Genomic DNA, 20465 nt, shown 5'->3' with positions numbered 1-20465 from the left:
AAAAACTCATCTAAAATGAGTCTGTAAAACGAGTCAACAAATTAATCAATAAGTTTATGATAAATATCTAAAGGCACAAACTGCAACTTACCACAATGACTACAAACATCAACGGGAAAAGCAGCACCTTCAGTCTCCATAAAGTGAGCATAACCAGAAAAATTGACAGTAAGTTCAAATCCACAGTGCAGACATTTCATATCAACCATGATATCAAAATTAGGCATCGATATAAATTCATTAAATGAAGCGGCGGGGCCAGCAATGAATCCCTGCTTAACAGCTGATTTATATTCAGCATACAAATTCTTTTTTTGAACAAAAGACATATGCACAGATTTAGTTTTAAATAGTTTAGGCATCGCTAAATAACCTCTCTTTTCGGTGATTTGGTAGATATGAAGCATCAAGATTTAAAACCATAGTAGAACCACACTGACATTTAAAGATGTCATAGTGATAAGTCTTAAGCAACAAAGTTCGAAAGTGAAGTTGATGTTTAAGATAAGTCAAAGATTTAGGGTTAACTAACTTTAACTCAGAGGCAATTTTTCGTTTTGTCCGATTTGAATAAAAACCGTAATAACGAATCAGATGAAATCCTTTATCAGGGATGTGTTTAATGAGACGTGCAATAAATTTAAAGACATGATCAGTGATGATTTGAGTACCTCGTTTATGATGTTTATCTGAAATTTGATCATCTTCATGAGGATCAAAATGCCAAGTGACTTGGTGATTGATATCATCGAAGTCATCAATTCTAGATTCAGAGATGGCTGGATGAGAAGCATATCTGGCGATGTATTTAGCAATCTTTTTGGCTGTAGACAAGCTAGATTTTCTCTTTAATTGAGGCCCGTAAGTGTAAAAGCCTTTTTTATACTTATGAATGAGATAACTTCTTAAGCGATTAAACTCATTATAGATAGAATTTGTCGCATGGGTTTTCAAATAGGCTGAGATGTTACTTAAGAGTCTATATTGCCAAAACATACGCAGTCTCTCAAAAGGAAAGAAAGACATGTTGGATAGATGACCATGAGCATCAATAAAGCGTTCAGCAACTAAAGCATGGATATGAGGATTGGTCTTCATATCTCTGCCATAGGTGTGAAGAAAACAAATGATGCCAAGTCTTCTATCTAATTGGTGGTCAGCCTTCGTTTTCTTAACAGCTTTATGAAGAACTTCATTTACAGTTTGAAATAAGATATCAAATAAGTCTCTATAAAGCCAAAAGAATTTACGCATCTCTTTAGCAACTGAAAAGACAAAATGTCTATGAGGGCACTTAAGTAATTTGGATTCAATCGCAAGTGTTCGAGCTTCTCGATATCTTTGATTACAAGAAGGACAAAACCTTGAATGACAAGAAAGACCTTGGATATGAAAGTTATCACAAGTTGGGCATTCATAGAAGAAGTAGCCATATTTGAAATCACGACAATGTATCATTTTTTCAACATTTTCGATAATTGAGGGACGTAGTTTATCTTCAAAATGAAGTTTAAATGAATCCCAATAGGTAGCAAATATAGATTGAATGGAAATGGAGTTATCTCTATATACTTTTAAATTAGATAGTTTAACAAGCTCATTGTTAAAGACATGTTCACCATGTTTAAGAGCAAGTTCTAATTGATCTTTAAATTTATACTTAATCACTATAGGTTCCATAAATCTATTATACAATGTGACTTTAAAAAGAAAAAGGCGATTTTTATCGCCCCTAGTGAATTTATTCACTTTTGTTCTAAACTGTGTTCAAGATAAATACTGATATGGCTTAAAAATATCAATAGGCCAATCTCTTTGATGAATATCACTTGATTTGATTGAAACATGGTTTGATATGACATATTTTAATGCCGCATTTAAGTGCTTGTCATACTCCAATTGATACTTTAAATACTTCATGAACCTAAACCACATCAAGTAACCCTCTAAATGTTTCGTAGATACGCCTCTAAATCTTCTAAACCAGGTTTTTAATTCACTATGATAATTATTAATAACTCCTAAACTGTATTCATCTTTGGTGTGTTCACCAGAAGGAATTTGTGTAACTGAACATTCTAATTGATGAGCAATATCAAAATAAGATGATTTACTATCTGATGTGATATGACTACCCGCTTTAACCTTACCTTTAATGGCATCGAAGATATCATCTTTCCACGGATTTCCTTGACCAACGACCTTCGTTAAAACCTGATCATTTTCATCAAGTGCGATAAGAACACAAACATGTTCATTAGAAACACCACGTAAAACGGCGGGTTCACCTTTCTTCTTAGCAGATCTTGGCATTTGTTTACCTTTCCAAGGACCCTTCATGTTAAGAAGAAAATAAGTTTCATCAATCTCTATTTCCCCAGACAGTTTGACAACTTCCTGATAGTCTTTCATCGCTTCGATGACTTTATGACGCCACGCAAAGGCAGTAGTCGTTGAAATCCCAACTTCAGATGCACTCTTTCTTAAAGATAGACCATAGAGCATACATTTGATAAACATCAACCACTGTTCATATGACTTCTTGGAGTAACGAACGATGGAATGATGGGTATCTGAAATAGATCTACTGGTTTGAGGATTGAGATACTTTTGACGACCAGTAGGTGTCTTACCGTTTCTAACATATCCGTTAGGAACTCGACGCTCTCTAAAGATGATTTTATGAAGAGCATTCGCAGCATCATTGATTATCTTTTGATTCAGCTGCATTTTCTTAAGCAGTTCATTATAATCATCAGCACATAAAGTTTGAATGATTGGGTACAATGTTTCTGGTGTTATAGCTTGATTCATGTTTGGTAGACTCCTTAAATGATAAATGTCCTTAAGCAACCAGCTTGAATAGGAACTTTCTTATCGCCAAACAAGAAATAGTGTCCAAGCTGGTTGATTAAAGACATCAACTTAAAAGGTATTCTATTCACTATTCTTGTTTGGCATAATCATTTTACCAAACGTAAGGTTATTATTCAATTATGAGTTATACAAAATCAGTATTTATCTTGAACACAGTTTTTTTATAAAAAAAGTTCGCATTTTTAGTAAAGATAAAGTAAAATAGTAATGGTTGATTTTTTAAGGAGGATTTGTATATGATCTATGCGAGCATAAATTATGGGGATAGTTTAATGTTTGTTTTCGGTGGACTAGCACTTTTTATCTTTGGTATTAATATGATGAGTGAACAACTAAAGGCAGCTGCTGGAAGCAAATTAAAATTAATTATTGAAAGAACAACGAACACACCACTTAAAGGTATTTTGGTGGGGATATTTTTGACCATTCTCATTCAGTCTTCATCAGGAACAACAGCCTTGATGATTGGATTATTAAGAGCTGGATTGATGACACTTCCACAAAGCGTTGGAATTATCATGGGAGCCAATATTGGTACAACAGTAACAGCGTTTATCATCGGCTTACCGATTGCTGATTATGGATTGGCATTTATCTTTGTTGGTTTTATAATGAGTTTTATGAAGAATCGTAAAGTGCATCATTTTGGTGGCGTTCTGATCGGTTTAGGTATGTTATTTGTTGGACTCAAAACAATGAGTAGTGGATTAAAGCCTTTAGCTCAAACACAAACAGCGACTGATATGTTTAATGTTTTCTCTAATAACTGGTTATTAGGGACAATTTTTGGGACAGTGTTTACTGGTATAGTTCAATCTTCATCTGCGGCTATAGGTATTTTAGAAAGACTTTATAATCTTAATGCAGAAGGTATAGCATCTATATCTTTAAATGGCGCAATTCCTATTATTTTAGGAGCAAACATAGGAACAACCATTACAGCTTTCTTGGCTTCTATTGGTGGTAATATTGAATCTAAGCGAGCATCTTTTATTCATATCTTATTTAATGTTGTATCAGCAGTTGTATTCTTGATTATTTTGATTCCTTATTCTAGATTTGCTCAATGGTTTGAAAACAGATTCTTACAGCCGTATTCGATGTTAACCATCGCCTTTGCGCATTTATTCCAAAATGCTGTGATGACTGTTCTGCTTTATTTCTTTATCAATAAGATGATTTGGTTAAGTAAAAAAGTAGTCAAAGATCCTAAAAAAGATCTGATTCCAGAAGACATGTTTGATGAGAAATTAATTCATGAATCACCAATACTAGCATTAGAGTTCGTTCAAAAAGGTATTCTTTATATGGGATCCATTGTTAAAGATTACATGACTTTAGCAAAATCTTATAGTTTGAAAGAAGATTCTGCACTCGTCAATGAAGCATTTACATTCGAAATGATGCTTGATAGTTATGATCAAAAACTTCATGATTATTTGATTAAAATATCTCAAGCAGGTTTAGATCCAAATAACTCTAAAAAACTTTCAAGAGACCTTGATACCATCAAGGATTTTGAAAGAATTGGAGATCATTTAACAAATATAATCCAATTTTTTATTGAACGATATAAAGAATCACAAATGCTTTCAGATGATGGTAGAAAAGAACTTGAAGAGCTCTTTACATTATTGCTAAGCATGTTGGATGACACATTGGTAAGTTTCCAAAATGGTGATGTTGAACTTGCTAAAAAGGTAGTTCAAAACGAAGATTTAGTTGATGACTTAGAAGAACTCTTTAGATATAGATATATAGAAAGATTAAAAAATGGTCAAATCACATTTGTGGTTGCGGAAAACTACGCAGACATTTTATCTAATTTAGAAAGAATTGGGGACCACCTAACAAATATCGCTGGTGCAGTGATAGAACCTTTATATGTACCACAAAGTTTAATCGTTCCAAAACCTCACGAAATCGATAAAGATACATAAAACGAAAGAAGTGATCAAATGTTTGATTTAAAAGCACCTTTTGTTCCAAAAGGAGATCAAATAGAAGCGATCGAAACATTAAGAAATAATTTTAAAAAAGGCTTAAATGAACAAGTTTTACTAGGTGCAACAGGTACTGGTAAAACATTCACGATGGCTAATATTATCAATAAATTACAAAAAAAGACTTTGATACTCGCGCCTAATAAGACCTTAGCAGGTCAATTATATGGCGAGTTAAAAGCCTTTTTTCCACATAATAGGGTTGAATATTTTATATCTTATTATGATTATTATCAACCAGAAGCTTATGTCGTTTCAACAGATACATATATTGAAAAAGATTCATCCATTAATGATGAAATTGATGAGATGAGACATAGTGCAACTGCATCATTATTAAATCATGATGATGTTATTGTCGTTGCCTCTGTTTCTTGTATCTATGGTATTGGTGATCCAGACACTTACAAAAATGCGATGATTTTTGTTCGTGTTGGTGAAAACTATGGTAGAGATCGGTTGATTAATAAACTTGTAGAACTAACTTATCAAAGAAATGATATGGATTTTCATAGGGGTACTTTTAGAGTTCGAGGAGATTCGGTTGAGATCATTCCTGTTTATGAAAGAGCACAAGGCATTAGAGTTTCTTTTTTTGGAGACGAAGTAGAAGATATCAAACGCTTTGATGTCCTTACTGGTCAAGCGTTAGAAAATTTAGAGTATACAACAATCTTTCCAGCGACACATTTTATGACAGATAAAGATCGTCTTCAAGAATCGATTAGAAGAATTAAAAATGAGATGCAAGAACAAGTCGCTTATTTTAAAGATAACAATTTACTTTTGGAAGCACAACGTATTGAACAACGAACAAGATACGATATGGAAATGCTTGAAGAAATCGGGATGTGTTCGGGTGTTGAAAACTATTCAAGACATTTATCACTTAGAGAAGCAGGAGAAACACCAGCAACTTTAATTGATTTTTTCGGTGATGATTTTTTAATGATTATCGATGAGTCTCATGTAACAATTCCTCAGGTTAGAGGGATGTATGCAGGAGATAGATCAAGAAAAGAGACTTTAGTCAATTTTGGGTTTAGACTGCCTTCAGCACTTGACAATAGACCGTTGCAGTTTCAAGAATTCGAACAAAAACTTGATAAAGTCATTTATTTAAGTGCAACACCTGGTGGATATGAGCTTGAAAAAGGACTTCCTATAATAGAACAGATCATTAGACCTACTTATTTACTTGATCCAGAAGTTGAAGTCAGAAAAACAGAAGGCCAAATGGATGATTTATATTTTGAGATTAAAAAGCGTGCTGAAAATAATGAACGTGTTTTAGTCACAACACTTACCATAAGAATGAGTGAAGATCTAACTGCATATTTTAAAAAACTAGGATTAAAGGTCGCTTATTTGCATAGTGAAATAAAATCCTTGGATCGTATTAAAATATTAAGAGAGCTTAGAATGGGTAAATATGACTGTTTAATTGGAATTAATTTACTTAGAGAAGGGCTTGATCTACCAGAAGTATCTTTGGTCGCAATCTTAGATGCCAATAAGCAAGGATTCTTAAGAAGTGAAAGATCTTTGGTTCAAACCATAGGTCGTGCAGCAAGAAATGTTAACGGACATGTCATCATGTATGCTGATTCGATATCACCAGCTATGCAATACGCAATTGATGAGACGAATAGAAGAAGATCTTTACAACTTGAGTTTAATGAAAAATATCAAGTGGAACCTGTAACGATTAGAAAAGATATTAGAGATAATATCTCAATGAAATCGGATATTATAGAAGAAGAAAAAGATTTTTCAACTATGAATAAGAAAGATAAAGAAAAAACGATTAAACAACTTGAAAAGGATATGCAAGAAGCAGCTAAGCAACTTGACTTTGAGAAAGCCGCAGAAATTAGAGATTTAATCTTTGAACTAAAGGCAGATGATTGATATGAAAAAAGATATGACAGTTTTAAAAGCGATCATCGAAGCTGATTATAAAAGACATGTGAAAAAATTTGATCAAATCAGTGATACAAAAGAGCTAATTCTATTTGGAGATTCAATGATGGCATATTTTCCAATCAAAGCTTTTGATTTAGAAGATCAAGTTTTAAATATGGGTATTCCTGGAGATACAACTGTTGGACTTTTAAATAGAGTTGATCAAGTGATTAGAATGCATCCGAAATACGTAATCATCAATATTGGTTTAAACGATTTTGTATTAACACAGTTATCATATGATGAAAGTTTAAACAATATACTTGAAATAAGACATCAAATACTTGAAAAGTGTCCAAATACGAAAGTATATGTGACTTCATTGACACCCATCAATCAAAAAGATTTTGAAGATCAGACTTACTTGCTCAATAGAGATAAAGAAGATGCTGTGAAATTAAATAAGCTACTTAAACGTAGAATTGATCATAAATATTTTATCGACATCTATGACGATTTATTAGATGAACAAGGTGATTTAAGATTAGATTATACTAGAGATGGTATTCATTTGAATCAAAAAGGATATCAAGTATATCTAAAAATGATTAATAATATACTCAAATAAACGTATCTGAGGATACGTTTTTTTCTATCATATTTAAGGCATAAAAGTCATAATTATGTTAATATATTCATGGAGTTGATATTATGAACGCAAAAAGTCATTATGAAAAAGGTTTATCACATTATCTACTGAATACCCCTAAAAAAAATATTGATCTAGCGATTAAACATTTTGAGCAAGCTGCGGAACAAGGATATGCAGATGCACATTATTTTTTAGGTAGATTTTACGGGTTGGGAGATGGTGTATCCCTAGATTTTCATCAAGCGATTGAGCATTATCAAAAGGGCATTCAATTAGGTAGCCATAAGTGTGGATACGCACTAGGTATGCTTTACTATACAGGTACAGGTGTTGAAAAAGATAGTGATTTAGCAAGTGATTACTTTAAACAAAACTATCAGGTTTTATTGATGGAAGCTGAAAAAAATGATCCAGTCAGCATACATATATTAGGAACATACTATTATTATGGATTTAATGTGCAACGTTATATATTTAAGGCGATCGAATGGTTTTTAAAATCAAGTGATCTTGGATATAGTGATTCTCAGTATATGCTAGGTATGATTTATGAAACCATTGGTGAGGATGAAAACCAAAAACAAACAGCCATTAAATATTATAAGTTAGCAGCTGCACAAGATCATCCTTATGCACAATATGCATTAGGGATCATAGAACTAGAAAATAATAATTTTCATAAAGCTGAACAATATTTAGAAGCTGCAGCATATCAACATTATGGACTTGCAGCATATACACTTGCGAAGATTTATGATGAAAGAGATCCCAAACACCCACAAAAAGCTTTTGAGTGGTTCATGGTTGCTGCAAAACAAGAACATGTTGAAGCTTGTTATTATGTCGGGCTATATTATCAAAATGGTAAAGGTGTTAAGCAAGATATTAAACAAGCGGTGATATGGTTTGAAAAAGCAGCTCTTAAGAAAGATAAAGATGCATTATATCATTTAGCAATGATTCTAATGCGTCAACCAGAAAAAGATTATGAAACTATTGCAAAACTTTTAGAACAAGCTGCAGCACAAGATCATCCAAACGCACAATATAACTTAGCTGTGATGTATCAAAGAGGAGATGGTGTTCTACAAAGTAATCAAAAAGCATTGTTTTGGTATGAAAAAGCAGCTGCAAGAAATCTTGCAATTGCGCAGTATAATTTGGGCATGATCTATTTCGAAGGTAAACTGGTTGAAAAAGATGAACTAAAAGCCAAAGAGTTATGGCAAAAAGCAGCTGATCAAGGCTTAGAAGCTGCAGTAAAACTCATGTATTCGATTAATAATTATGAAAAATTACAAAAGAGTGATTGGCAATCATAAAAAAACATCTTCCAAAACGGAAGATATTTTTTTTATTTTGCATTTAATTTGATGATTTCTTTGTAAATCTCAACAGCTTTCTCCATTTGTTGTATTGAAGCAAATTCTAGTCTTCCATGGAATTGATATCCGCCTGTTCCTAGATTAGGACAAATCAATCCATCATAAGTTAATCTTGCACCATCAGTACCTCCACGAATAGGCTCAACTTTTGGTTCGATTCCTTGGTTTATGGTTGCTTGTTTAGCAAGTTCAACAACATACATATGATCTTTAATGATGTCATACATATTGAAATAGCTGTCTTTGATATCAACCTTCACAGCTTGATATCCGTATTTTTCATTTAAGTAGTGCGCTATAGTGACAAAATCATCTTTTTGTTTTACAAATAAACCTTTATGGTGATTTCTTACTATGTATTGCGTGCGCGCGTGTTCTACTTGACCGTGCATTTGTGTTAAGTGATTAAATCCTTCGTATTTTTCTGTATAGGCTGGATTTAAGAATGTAGGTAACATGCTATGAAATTCCATAGCGATATGCTGAGCATTAATCAGTTTGTTTTTTGCTGAACCAGGATGAATACTTTTACCAATAAATTCTAAATTAACAGTTGCAGCATTGAAGTTTTCATATTCGATACCACCTACTTCACTACCGTCTGCTGTATATGCAAAATCAGCTTTAAAGAAATCGAAATCAAATCTGTCAGCACCTTGACCTATTTCTTCATCAGGAGTAAAGCAAATATATATATCGCCATGCTTTTCTTCTTTATGGGTTGTAAAGTATTTGGCAACTTCCATAATCTCTGCAACACCACATTTATCATCTGCACCAAGTAAAGTATTTCCATCTGTCACAATGATATCTTCACCGATAACTTTATTTAAACTAGGGTATTGTTCTGGGTGCATAGATATTTCTTCGTTTAACTTAATTGTAGAACCGTCATATTTTTCTATGATTCTTGGATTAACTGGAAATCCAGGGGCATCTGGAGAAGTATCCACATGAGCAATAAGGCCGATTGCTTTTTTACCATCTATGTTTTTCTCTATCTTTGCATAAACATATCCATCTTTATCTAAAAATGCATCTAATCCCATTTCTTTTAATTCTTTGACGAGTAGACGACTCAAATCCTTTTGTTTTTCAGTTGATGGGAATGTTTTTGATTCGTGATCAGATTGTGTATCAATTTTAACATAACGTAAAAATCTCTCTATTAATGTGTTCATTTTGTATCATCCTTTCCTTATATATATATTATAACGCACAAAATTAAAAATATTAAGGGTGAAAATTAATAAAATTAATATCAAAATTAACTTTTTTAATTTTTTTTGCAAAAAAGTGTTGACAAATCAAAAAAAGTTTAATATAATCAAAGTGTAAATTAAAAATATTAAGGAAGGCGGCGAAAAATTGACAAAAAATGAAGTTTTAAATAAACTATCTAAAAATGAAGTATCATCGAATGATGCATATCAAATGTTATATCCTAAAACAAAACAAGCTAAAGCAAGAAAAGCGAGATTTATTAAATTTAGAATTAACATACCAGATAGTAAGGGCGCAACATACTTCATCAATGTATTGTTTGCATTACCCATTCCAATAGGGTTAGTGAAGTTATTCCTAAGAGGAAGAATGAATCAGCCAGTTAGTGATCAATTTCCGATCTCAATGAAAGAAGTAATTGACTTAGCCGCAATCAAAGGAACATTCGTTAAAGTCATTGCAAAAGATCAAACAAAAATCTTGATTAAGACAATATAAAGGAGAATCGATATGAATCAAAGAATCAAAATGAACCCAGTTATGTCAGCTTGTCCAGTATGTAAGCATGATTTAAAGGTAACTAAACTTGTATGTGATCACTGTGACACAGTGATAGAAGGAAACTTCACATTATCAAAATTCAATTATCTAGAAACAGAAAAACTATATTTTATAGAAGTATTTGTTAAAAATAGAGGAAACATCAAAGCGATTGAAAAAGAGTTGAACATCAGTTATCCAACAGTTAAGAAAATGTTAGATGACGTCATTGTTGGCTTAGGATATTCTCTAGATAATGAATTAGAAGATGAAGAGGTAAATAAAGAAAAGCAAGAGCCTAAAGCTTCTAAAGCAAGTATTTTAGAAAAAATAGCAAACAAAGAATTATCAGTTTTAGAGGCGATGGAGTTGCTCAAAAAAGGAAAGTAAGGTGAAGAGCTATGCGTCAAGTATTTGAAACTATTGATAATGAAGATGTAAAAATTAGAAAAAGTTTTCGTGAATCAAATAGAAATAAAGATAAGAAATATACAATTGAAGATATACACTATGTCATGATGTATCATGTACACATTTAATAAAATAAAAAAATAAAAAATCTATAGAGGTGAAAGAAATGTCAAGAGATCAATTAAAAGAAGAAAGAATGAAAGTTTTAGATTTACTAGCAAAAGGAACAATTAGTTCAGATGAAGCAGAGAAATTATTAACTGCGATGGATCAATCAGATAGAAATTTTGGGCAAGAAGTAGTAACTGCAAAAAAAGCTCCATTTAAGATGTTAAAAATTTTGGTAGATTCTAATGATGGAGATAAAGTTAGAGTTCAAATTCCAGTTGAGTTTTCAAAACTATTGAAATCAGCGAAATTCAAATCAAAAATTGGAGATACAGACATTGATATTGATGCTATCATTGAGATGATTAGTCAAGGTGTAGATGGTGAACTAGTAAATGTTGAGTCTTCTGATGGCGATATTATTAAAATTATTGTTGAATAATTTAAGAAATATAAGTTTTCCACGCTGTATTATTTAAACAGCGTGGAAAATATTATATAATAGTATCAAGAAGACAACAAGGAGATCATTATGTTATTCGGCAAACATTTTAGAAAATATTATTTAAAATATGCCCTATTTTTTTTGACGGGCGTTTTTGTATTAATTGCAGTTGATTGGTATCAACTTGAAATACCAAAAATCATTGGGGCTATTATCGATAATTTATATGAAGTAAATATCGATGAAAATATGATCTTAGATGGTATTAAACGCATTGCATTACTAGCAGGGATTATAGCGTTAGGTAGATTTTTGTGGAGATATACAATTTTTGGAGCTTCAAGACGTATTGAGTATCAATTGCAAAATGTTATGTTTAGACACGCAACAAATCTTTCTCAAAGCTTTTATGCAAATGAAAAAGTTGGGGGGTTAATGAGTTACTTTATTAACGACCTTCAAGCGATACGTATGGCTTTTGGACCGGGATTATTGATGTTAGTTGATGGGTTATTCTTAGGTGGTTTTGCGATTTATCGTATGGCGAATTTAAATGGTAGATTGACAATCATTGCAGCTATACCTATGGTGTTACTGACAGCGGTTATGGTTTTTATTAGAAAAAGCATGAGTGTTAAGTTCAAACTTAGACAAAAAGCTTTTGAAGAGTTATCGGATTTTACACAAGAAAACTTTTCGGGAATCACTGTCATCAAAGCATTTGTTAGAGAAGCTAAAGAGTATTTGTTATTTAAGCAAAGAAATGATGAACTTTACAATAAACATATGGGATTTGTGAAATACATGGTTTTCGTAAACATTATTATTTCTGTAGCACTTAACGTTGTTATTTTAACGATTATAGTCTATGGTAGTGTATTGGTTATTTATAGAGATTCATTTGGATTAACTGCAGGTCAATTAACAGAATATATTAGTTATTTCTTCACATTAATTTGGCCAACAATGGCTTTATCAAGATTTATTCAAATCCAATCTCAAGCTAAAGCAAGTGCTGAAAGAATTGAAGCATTCTTGAATCGTGAAATAGAAATCAAAGATGGCGAAGATATAATTAGAAATGTATCTGACTTAAAAGGTAGTCTTCAAGTTAAGAATCTTACCTTTCAATATCCTGATGGAGATGTTCCAGTATTAAATGGTGTTTCTTTTGATATTAAAGCAGGCGAAATGGTGGGCATTTTAGGCCGTACAGGTTCTGGTAAAAGTTCTCTTGTAGATCTATTTTTAAGAATCTACAATTTAAATGAAAATCAAGTATTTATTGATGGTCATGATATCATGAAACTCCCTATTCATACGGTTAGAGAAACGATTGGTTATGTGCCACAAGATAATTTCTTGTTTTCAGAAACAATCTACTCAAATATAGGTTTCGCATATCAAGACATTGATGAAAAGAAAATTGAAGAAGCTGCAAGACTGTCAGATGTTTATGATAATATCATGGAGTTTAAAGAAAAATTTAACACAGTATTAGGTGAGCGTGGTGTAACAGTATCAGGTGGACAAAAACAAAGAATATCCATCGCTAGAGCTTTAGCAAAAAATCCAGAAATATTGATTCTAGATGATTCAGTATCTGCAGTAGACACAAAGACTGAAGAAGCGATTATCAGTAATCTTCATCGTGTTAGAAAAGGCAGAACAACGATTTTTATTGCGCATCGTATTTCAACCGTGAAACGCATGGATAAAATCATCTTGCTTGATGATGGAAAAGTTGTTGCAGTAGGCTCACATAATGAGTTATTAAAGACATCAACTTTATATCAAGATATGGTTAGACGTCAACAACTTGAAAACTTAGTTCAAGGAGGTAGCACCGATGAAGGACTTTAAAGATAACACTCGCGAACGTAGTGACAAAGAGGTTTTAAGACGCTTAATAAGATATATGCTGCCTTATAAAAAGCAGTTTATCATTATTGTTATTATGATGTTTGTTGGTATAGGTATTCAATTGTTGCCACCGTTTTTAATCGGTTTTACCGTAGACACAGTTGCAAGTGATGTATTATCCCAAGATGAGAAGCTTTACCGAATCATTTTTATGGGTGTTGGATTTATATGTGCACTCATTTTAGGTAATGTCGTAAATTATTATCAGTCTATTATGCTGCAACGTGTTGGACAACAAACTGTAGTTGAACTTAGAAATGATGTATTTAATCATATTGAGAAACTCGCTATTGGACAAATTAATGAAGTTCCAGTAGGAAAACTAGTAACAAGAGTTGCAAATGACACAAATACAATTAGCGAAATGTATACAAGTGTCGCTGTTAACTTAATAAAGAATATTATTTATATTATGGCGATCTTAGTTATTCTATTTACGATTAACCTAAGAATTACATTATTTATCATTATGATCTTACCGTTTGTTGTTGGAGCATCTGTTTTATTTAGAAAATTTTCTAGAGCTTCTTATAGGAAAGTTCGAGCAAATGTATCTGAGGTAAATGCATTCTTATCAGAAAACTTATCTGGTATGAAAATCACTCAAATATTCAACCAAGAAGAAAAAAAGAAGGATGAATTCTTTCATAAAACAACAAATTTGAAGAAGAGTTATTTAAGAGAGATATTGGTATTTGGTATCTATAGACCATCGATCTATTTAATGTCCATGATTGGGACGTTAATTGTACTTTATGTAGGTTATCAAGAGGTTGTTGCTGGTGTAATCACGGCAGGTATATTATTTAGTTATTATACATATGTGGGAGATTTTTTCCAACCAGTACAACAACTTGCTGAAGAGTTTAATATCTTACAAAATGCTTTTGCAAGTGCAGAAAAAATATTTGATGTATTAGATACAAAACCTATGATTGTAGATGAAGATGATGCTATTGAGTTAGAGTCATTTAGCGGAAATATCGAGTTTAAAGATGTATGGTTTAAGTACATTGAAGATGAATGGGTATTAAAAGGTGTCAGCTTTAAGGTGAATCCTGGAGATACAGTAGCATTTGTTGGTGCAACTGGCTCAGGTAAAACAACGATTTTAAGTTTAATTGTAAGAAATTATGAAATTCAAAAGGGTCAAATTTTAATTGATGGTATTGACATTAAGAGAATCAAACGCTCAAGTTTAAGAAAGCATATCGGTCAAATGTTGCAAGATGTATTCTTATTTAGTGGAACAATTAAAGATAACATTACTTTAAAAGATGATTCAATAAGTGATCAAGAAGTAGTTTCAGCAAGTGAGTATGTTGGTGCAAATACATTCATTGACAAACTCCCAGATAACTATGGTCATGTTGTACTAGAAAGAGGAAATAACTTCTCTAGCGGACAAAGACAACTTATCTCTTTTGCAAGAGCATTAGTATATAAACCAAGTTTAATGATTTTAGATGAAGCAACAGCAAATATTGATAGCGAAACTGAAGAACTTATTCAAGAATCTTTAGAGAAAATGATGAATATCTCAACGATGTTAATCGTTGCTCATAGACTATCTACAATACAGCATAGTGATAAGATCATTGTGATGCAAAAGGGCGAGATTAAAGAAGAGGGTAGCCATCAAGAATTATTAAAACAAAAAGGACTTTATTATAACCTTTATCGTCTGCAATATGACGATGAACATAAATCAAAACAGTAAATGTTGTAATAGATAGATTTTATTGAGAGGCTTAGGCTTCTCTTTTTTTTCTGACGTTTGGTGCATAGTGTTGTTATTTTTCATAATAATCACTACTCACTGATTCTAGTACATCCGTAATTCCAGGATCACTTTGGAAATTTCTATAAGTGATTCTCTTTTTTATCTTTTTAACTCTTCTGTATAAATCATCAATCATAGAATTCCTGCTTTCAATAATTTGACGACTGTTAATGTGTTTTGATTTAGGCGTATGATTATATCTATAAACGAAAAAATTCATGTAATGTTGTAGATTTTTTAGACGATATCCTGCGTGCTTGAATAAGTATCTTTTTATATTGCTATGTAATGAATCTACTAAAAGTGTATTGTATTTTCCATCACATTCTCTGCGTGCATCATAATTAGGGACACTAAATTGACGCATAAATTGTTTCTGTATTACCGATCCATCATGGATAAATTTAGTCACTTCTCCAATGTTTTTTGTACATAAATCAATAAACTTTTTTGGTGAAGCGTTTCCTCTTGATGACACTTTAGCTATAGTTATTCCTTCTAAACTTATCAAAGTAATCACGCAAAGATGATTAAATGAAATCCCTCTAATCCCCTTACCATCACGTCTAACCAGTTTATATCTTTTATCACTTATTCTGACGAAAGTCTCATCTACTAGAATAGTTCCATTCAAAAATACCTCATCTTGGTAATCTCTTAAAGATTCGAAGATAAGGTATCGATAATATAAAGCTGTCTTTATATCAATGCTTAGGTTTCTTGCGATTACTTCTAAAGTTACATCATCAATCATAAATCCAATAAATCTTTTGAAGATGTAATCACTATTATTTAAGTAACTTGTTGTAGATTCGTCTTGTATAAAAGTTCCCATACAAGATTTACACTTAAATCTCGGTTTACCATTCTTAGTACGACCATGCTTGATTGTAGAATTAACTGTACCACAAAGTGAACATATTTTGAACTTGGGCATAATACTCCTTAGACCACAAAAGCGAGTATTTCACCCAACTAAGGAAAGTCGCCAAACAAACCAGGGTAAAATACTCGCTTTTGCGGTTCCTTAGTTTATTTGTTTGGCACGTTCATTATAACATTTTAGTTTTGGAAAATTCCACTCAAAATAAAAAGTTTAATATTCGCCCTTGTTAATGATTTATCAGAAAAATTTAACAACACTATGCACCAAACGTCAGCTTTTTTTTAAATAGATTAGTGTTATAATGAAAGAAAGAGGGTGAAGTATATATGAAAAAAATAGTAACTGCGATTGTTGGTTATGGATTTTCTGGATCGACATTCCATTTGCCACCATTAAAATATAACGAAAAGTATCATATCAAGCTAGTGATGACAAGAAGTGAACATCATCAAGCGCAATTAAAAAAAGATTATCCACTAGCTCAAATTGTTACAACTTATGAAGAGATTCTAAATGATAAGGAAATAGACTTAATTGTTATTGCAACTTCTAATGCAGTTCATTACAGTTATACGAAAGATGCTCTTCAAATGGGCAAACATGTAGTTTGTGAAAAACCATTTGTTGAAACTTATGAACTTGCAAAAGAGTTATATGATCTTGCTGATGAAAAAGGTTTGATTCTAAGAGTTTTTCATAATAGAAAATATGATGGAGATATATTAACACTGCATCAATTAATTAAAGAAAAGGACTTTGGTGATATTGTATCTTATGAAAGTAGGTTTGATCAATATCGTCCAGAAATAGGATCGAACTGGAGATTCAAAAAAGTGGATATGGCTGGGAATTTTTATGATCTAGCACCGCATCTTGTTCATCATGCTATTTCTCTATTTGGTTTACCAAAAAAAGTTTATAATAAATTGTTCTGTGATAGAAAGGGCTCTAGCGTTGATGACCATTTCGAAATGGTGCTTTATTATGAAAATGGACCTAGATGTTATTTAGGAGCTGAAATGTTGGATAGAACTCCAAAACCAAGACAAAAACTAGTAGGGACTAAAGCAAGTTATGTTAAATATGGATTTGATGTACCTGATACAGTTGATTTTATACCAAATCAACTATATCAAGAAAAATCAGTAAGAAGTGATTTTATTGAAGATCCTTCTAAACCTGAACATATCGATGTATTGAAGGGTCAACATTACAAGTTTTATAATATTCTTTCAAAAGATATTTTCAATAAGCCAATAGAAGATGAAGACAAAAAGTTAGCATTATCGGTTATCTTAGTCATGGAAATGGCGATGGAGTCATCGTTATTAGGTGAAGAAATAGATATTCCGCAAGTCTTAAAATAAAGAAAAATGAAGCACGTTAGGTGCTTTATTTTTTTGTCTCATTGCTTTTTAATAAGTGCTATGATATACTGAAAATAGAATTAAGGTATACCTTAAAAAGCATTGATTAGAAAAGGGGATTAATATGTTAGATTGGTTTATGTCGTTGCACCCAGCAGTGCAAGCTTTAATCGGAACGTTATTTACATGGGGACTTACAGCACTTGGAGCATCACTTGTCTATTTTTTCAAAACCATAAACAGAAATATTTTTAACCTAATGTTAGGATTTGCTTCAGGTGTAATGATTGCAGCAAGTTTTTGGTCTTTGCTTTCACCAGCGATTGATATGGCAAATGAGCAAGGTGCAATTTCTTGGCTTGTTGTTGCTGTTGGATTCGCTCTTGGAGGTTTATTTCTCTATATTGCAGATAAGACTATTCCCCATATGCACTTTGGCATGAATCATGATAAGGAAGGCTTGCCTACAAAGTTAAAAAGAAATGTCTTACTTGTTTTCTCTATTACTCTACATAATATCCCTGAAGGTTTGGCTGTCGGTGTTGCATTTGGAGCTGTCCAATATCAAACTGGTGACCCAATGGTTGCTACGCTATCAGCAATTGGTTTGGCTGTCGGTATTGGTATTCAAAACTTTCCTGAAGGCGCTGCAGTCTCTATTCCACTTAGACAAGAAGGTGTATCAAGAAATAAAGCATTTCTTCTTGGTCAAGCTTCAGGACTTGTAGAACCTGTTGCAGGTGTTTTGGGTGCTTTACTTGTGATTTCTGTTAGTCAAGTATTGCCATATGCACTTGCGTTTGCTGCTGGAGCTATGATTTATGTAGTTGTTGAAGAGTTAATTCCAGAAGCACAACAAAAACAAACGCCTAAAGGCGCACATTATGCTACTTTTGGAGTTATGATTGGTTTTATCATTATGATGATGCTAGATGTTGCATTAGGATAAAGAGGTGAATATGATGTTAAATAGAGCTGAAGAAGATTATATTAAAGCGATATATGAGTTGACCATACAAAATGATACACCCATGATAAAGACAAATGAAATATCTGATTATTTTGGCTATACGGATCAATCGGTCAATGAAATGATTAAAAAGCTAAACCAAAAAAAATTAGTTAATTTTATACCTTATAAAGGCATACAATTGACAAGTAAAGGAAAAAAAGAAGCTATTAGAATGATTCGTGCACATCGGATTTGGGAAGTCTTTCTTACAGATAAGTTAGGTCTTTCTTGGGAAGATGTACATGAAGATGCTGAAAATCTAGAGCATGCGACAAGTTCAAGAGTTTTAGATTTACTATATGAGTTCATTGGAAAGCCTGACTTTTGTCAACATGGAAATCCAATTCCAAACAAACAAGGTGACATCAAAAAAGCATCTAACTTTAGTTTATCTGAATGTAGAGTAGGTGATGTTTTCACCTTAACTCGTGTATTAGATTTAAAAGCATTATTAGTCTATCTAAATGAAGAAAAGATAAAATTAAATGATCAATTGATCATATTAGAAAAAGATGAGTTTAATGAGATTATTAAAGTTGAACATCATCAAAAACAAAAAACAATTTCGTTAAAAACCGCCAAAATGCTATTTGGTAATAATTAATCAATTAAAGGAGTGTGACTAAGATGTTAAAGGATATTTTAAATGAAAATAAAAAGCAAATACAAGTATACTTAGAAGATATTCATGGATACGACTTAGCACAGTCTTTTTTGGAGTTAGATGATGAAGAAAAAGAAAAACTTTACGAAGTTATTTCAAACGAAAAATTAGCTGAACTGGTCTCTTATTTAGATCCTGATATAGGTGCTCAAATTCTTACTGCTTTTGATATTGCTAAACAAAAGCATTTGATTGATTTCATGGATCCGGATGATGCTGCAGATGTGATTTTAGAACTTGCAGAACAAGACCAAGAAGCGCTTATACAAACATTAGATAAAGAAAGTGATGTTCTATCACTGATTCAATATGATGAAGATCAAACTGGATCAGCAATGACGAGTCTTGTTGTTAAGTTAGATATATCTATGGATGTGAAAAAAGCCACTAAAAAAGTGATCAAAGAAGCACCGGATGTCGAAACAATTTCTACGCTTTTTGTCGTGGATGAAGAAGGTCGCTTTAAAGGGGTTGTTGATCTTAAAAAATTGTTAAAAGCAAAAACACCTTTAACAGTTAAAGATATATATGAAGAACATCCTTATGTTTTTGATAAAGACTTAATTATCGAAACAATTTCTAAAATTAGAAACTATGCGATTTATGAAATGCCCGTTGTCGACGAAGACTTACGTCTTTTAGGTATAGTTACACTAGATGATGCATTAGATATATATGAAGAAGAAGCAAAAGAAGATTTTGAGATGTTAGCTGCCCTTCCAGAAACATTAGAAACAGGCATTATTAAGACAGCTCTACATAGAATGCCGTGGTTACTGATGTTACTCGCAATATCTATTCCGATTTCACTTGTAACTTCACTTTTCGAAGAGATTATTGCAACTGTAGCTATACTTGTGATATTTCAACCCCTCATTTCTGGTTCAGCAGGTAATGTTGCCACACAAACACTAGCTGTTACTTTAAGAATGTTATCTAAGAATGAAGAAGGCATCAAGCATAATTCATATAGAGAAATAGTTACAGGGATGATTAACGGCTTGATTATTGGTATTGTAGCATTTTTAATTACTCTTGTTTTTACGACACTCAATCAGTCTTTAGTGACAAGTCCTTTCAGTATAGCATTGGTTGTTGGACTATCTTTATGGCTTACAGTGCTGCTTGCACCAGTCATTGCAGTGAGTGTACCTTTAATACTAAAACTCTTAAGAATAGATCCTGCTGTTGCAAGTGGACCTTTTATCACAACGCTTATTGATATATCTGCTATATCGTTATATTTTGGTTTAGCAACCCTCCTTTTAGGAGGTGTTTAA

Annotated in this window: 18 protein-coding genes; 13 read left to right on the top strand and 5 right to left on the bottom strand. The window is 32.3% G+C overall.

Annotated features, from left to right (window positions below):
• Positions 1-41: 41 nt before the first annotated feature.
• The 3 genes from BK011_04795 to BK011_04785 all read right to left on the bottom strand — a co-directional run bounded on the left by BK011_04795 (position 42) and on the right by BK011_04785 (position 2814).
• A complete protein-coding gene (locus BK011_04795) occupies positions 42-362 on the bottom strand; it encodes a hypothetical protein (protein ID AUD65027.1) in 321 nt (106 codons plus the stop codon).
• The gene (locus tag BK011_04790; protein AUD65026.1) at positions 355-1695 is read right to left on the bottom strand and encodes a hypothetical protein; all 1341 of its coding nucleotides are present in this window, start codon (positions 1693-1695) and stop codon (positions 355-357) included. Before BK011_04790 ends, BK011_04795 begins: the two co-directional genes overlap by 8 nt.
• Positions 1696-1767: 72 nt before the next feature.
• Complete coding sequence (locus BK011_04785) at positions 1768-2814, bottom strand: hypothetical protein (protein AUD65025.1); 1047 nt, start codon at positions 2812-2814, stop codon at positions 1768-1770.
• A gap of 335 nt (positions 2815-3149) precedes the next feature.
• On the opposite strand from BK011_04785, the gene BK011_04780 reads away from it, so the two are divergent.
• The 4 genes from BK011_04780 to BK011_04765 all read left to right on the top strand — a co-directional run bounded on the left by BK011_04780 (position 3150) and on the right by BK011_04765 (position 8759).
• A complete protein-coding gene (locus BK011_04780; GenBank protein ID AUD66149.1) occupies positions 3150-4817 on the top strand; it encodes a hypothetical protein in 1668 nt (555 codons plus the stop codon).
• Between the two features lie 18 nt (positions 4818-4835).
• Complete coding sequence (locus BK011_04775) at positions 4836-6791, top strand: excinuclease ABC subunit B (protein ID AUD65024.1); 1956 nt, start codon at positions 4836-4838, stop codon at positions 6789-6791.
• Between the two features lies 1 nt (position 6792).
• Positions 6793-7413, top strand: coding sequence for a hypothetical protein (locus BK011_04770; GenBank protein ID AUD65023.1), 621 nt, complete (start codon positions 6793-6795; stop codon positions 7411-7413).
• 83 nt (positions 7414-7496) lie between these two features.
• A complete protein-coding gene (locus BK011_04765; GenBank protein AUD65022.1) occupies positions 7497-8759 on the top strand; it encodes a hypothetical protein in 1263 nt (420 codons plus the stop codon).
• Between the two features lie 32 nt (positions 8760-8791).
• On the opposite strand, the gene BK011_04760 is transcribed toward BK011_04765, so the two are convergent.
• Positions 8792-10003: a peptidase T gene (locus tag BK011_04760; protein ID AUD65021.1), complete on the bottom strand. Its 1212-nt coding sequence runs from the start codon at positions 10001-10003 to the stop codon at positions 8792-8794.
• Positions 10004-10190: 187 nt separating this feature from the next.
• On the opposite strand from BK011_04760, the gene BK011_04755 reads away from it, so the two are divergent.
• The 5 genes from BK011_04755 (at position 10191) to BK011_04735 (ending at position 15193) form a co-directional block, all read left to right on the top strand.
• Positions 10191-10544 (top strand): hypothetical protein, encoded by a 354-nt coding sequence (locus BK011_04755; GenBank protein ID AUD65020.1) that lies wholly within the window; start codon positions 10191-10193, stop codon positions 10542-10544.
• A 30-nt stretch (positions 10545-10574) separates the two neighbouring features.
• Complete coding sequence (locus tag BK011_04750) at positions 10575-10976, top strand: hypothetical protein (GenBank protein ID AUD66148.1); 402 nt, start codon at positions 10575-10577, stop codon at positions 10974-10976.
• Positions 10977-11163: 187 nt separating this feature from the next.
• Positions 11164-11547, top strand: a complete 384-nt coding sequence (locus BK011_04745; protein ID AUD65019.1) for a hypothetical protein — start codon at positions 11164-11166, stop codon at positions 11545-11547.
• 90 nt (positions 11548-11637) lie between these two features.
• Positions 11638-13413, top strand: coding sequence for a hypothetical protein (locus tag BK011_04740; GenBank protein ID AUD65018.1), 1776 nt, complete (start codon positions 11638-11640; stop codon positions 13411-13413).
• A complete protein-coding gene (locus BK011_04735; protein ID AUD65017.1) occupies positions 13400-15193 on the top strand; it encodes an ABC transporter ATP-binding protein in 1794 nt (597 codons plus the stop codon). Before BK011_04740 ends, BK011_04735 begins: the two co-directional genes overlap by 14 nt.
• Before the next feature lie 73 nt (positions 15194-15266).
• Here the strand turns inward: BK011_04735 and BK011_04730 are convergent, their stop codons facing one another.
• Entirely contained in the window at positions 15267-16193 is a 927-nt protein-coding gene (locus BK011_04730) for a hypothetical protein (GenBank protein ID AUD65016.1), read from the bottom strand.
• 275 nt (positions 16194-16468) lie between these two features.
• Here BK011_04730 and BK011_04725 point away from each other — a divergent pair, with 275 nt between their 5' ends.
• The 4 genes from BK011_04725 (at position 16469) to BK011_04710 (ending at position 20465) form a co-directional block, all read left to right on the top strand.
• Complete coding sequence (locus tag BK011_04725; GenBank protein AUD65015.1) at positions 16469-17509, top strand: hypothetical protein; 1041 nt, start codon at positions 16469-16471, stop codon at positions 17507-17509.
• Between the two features lie 124 nt (positions 17510-17633).
• A complete protein-coding gene (locus BK011_04720) occupies positions 17634-18458 on the top strand; it encodes a ZIP family metal transporter (protein ID AUD65014.1) in 825 nt (274 codons plus the stop codon).
• A 13-nt stretch (positions 18459-18471) separates the two neighbouring features.
• A complete protein-coding gene (locus tag BK011_04715) occupies positions 18472-19125 on the top strand; it encodes a hypothetical protein (protein AUD65013.1) in 654 nt (217 codons plus the stop codon).
• Between the two features lie 23 nt (positions 19126-19148).
• Entirely contained in the window at positions 19149-20465 is a 1317-nt protein-coding gene (locus BK011_04710) for a magnesium transporter (GenBank protein ID AUD65012.1), read from the top strand.

The organism is Tenericutes bacterium MZ-XQ (assembly GCA_002838205.1).
Lineage (GTDB): Bacteria > Bacillota_I > Bacilli_A > Acholeplasmatales > Acholeplasmataceae > Mariniplasma.
The sequence above is the reverse complement of the archived record's forward strand: the minus strand, read 5'-3'. Positions and strand labels throughout refer to the sequence as shown.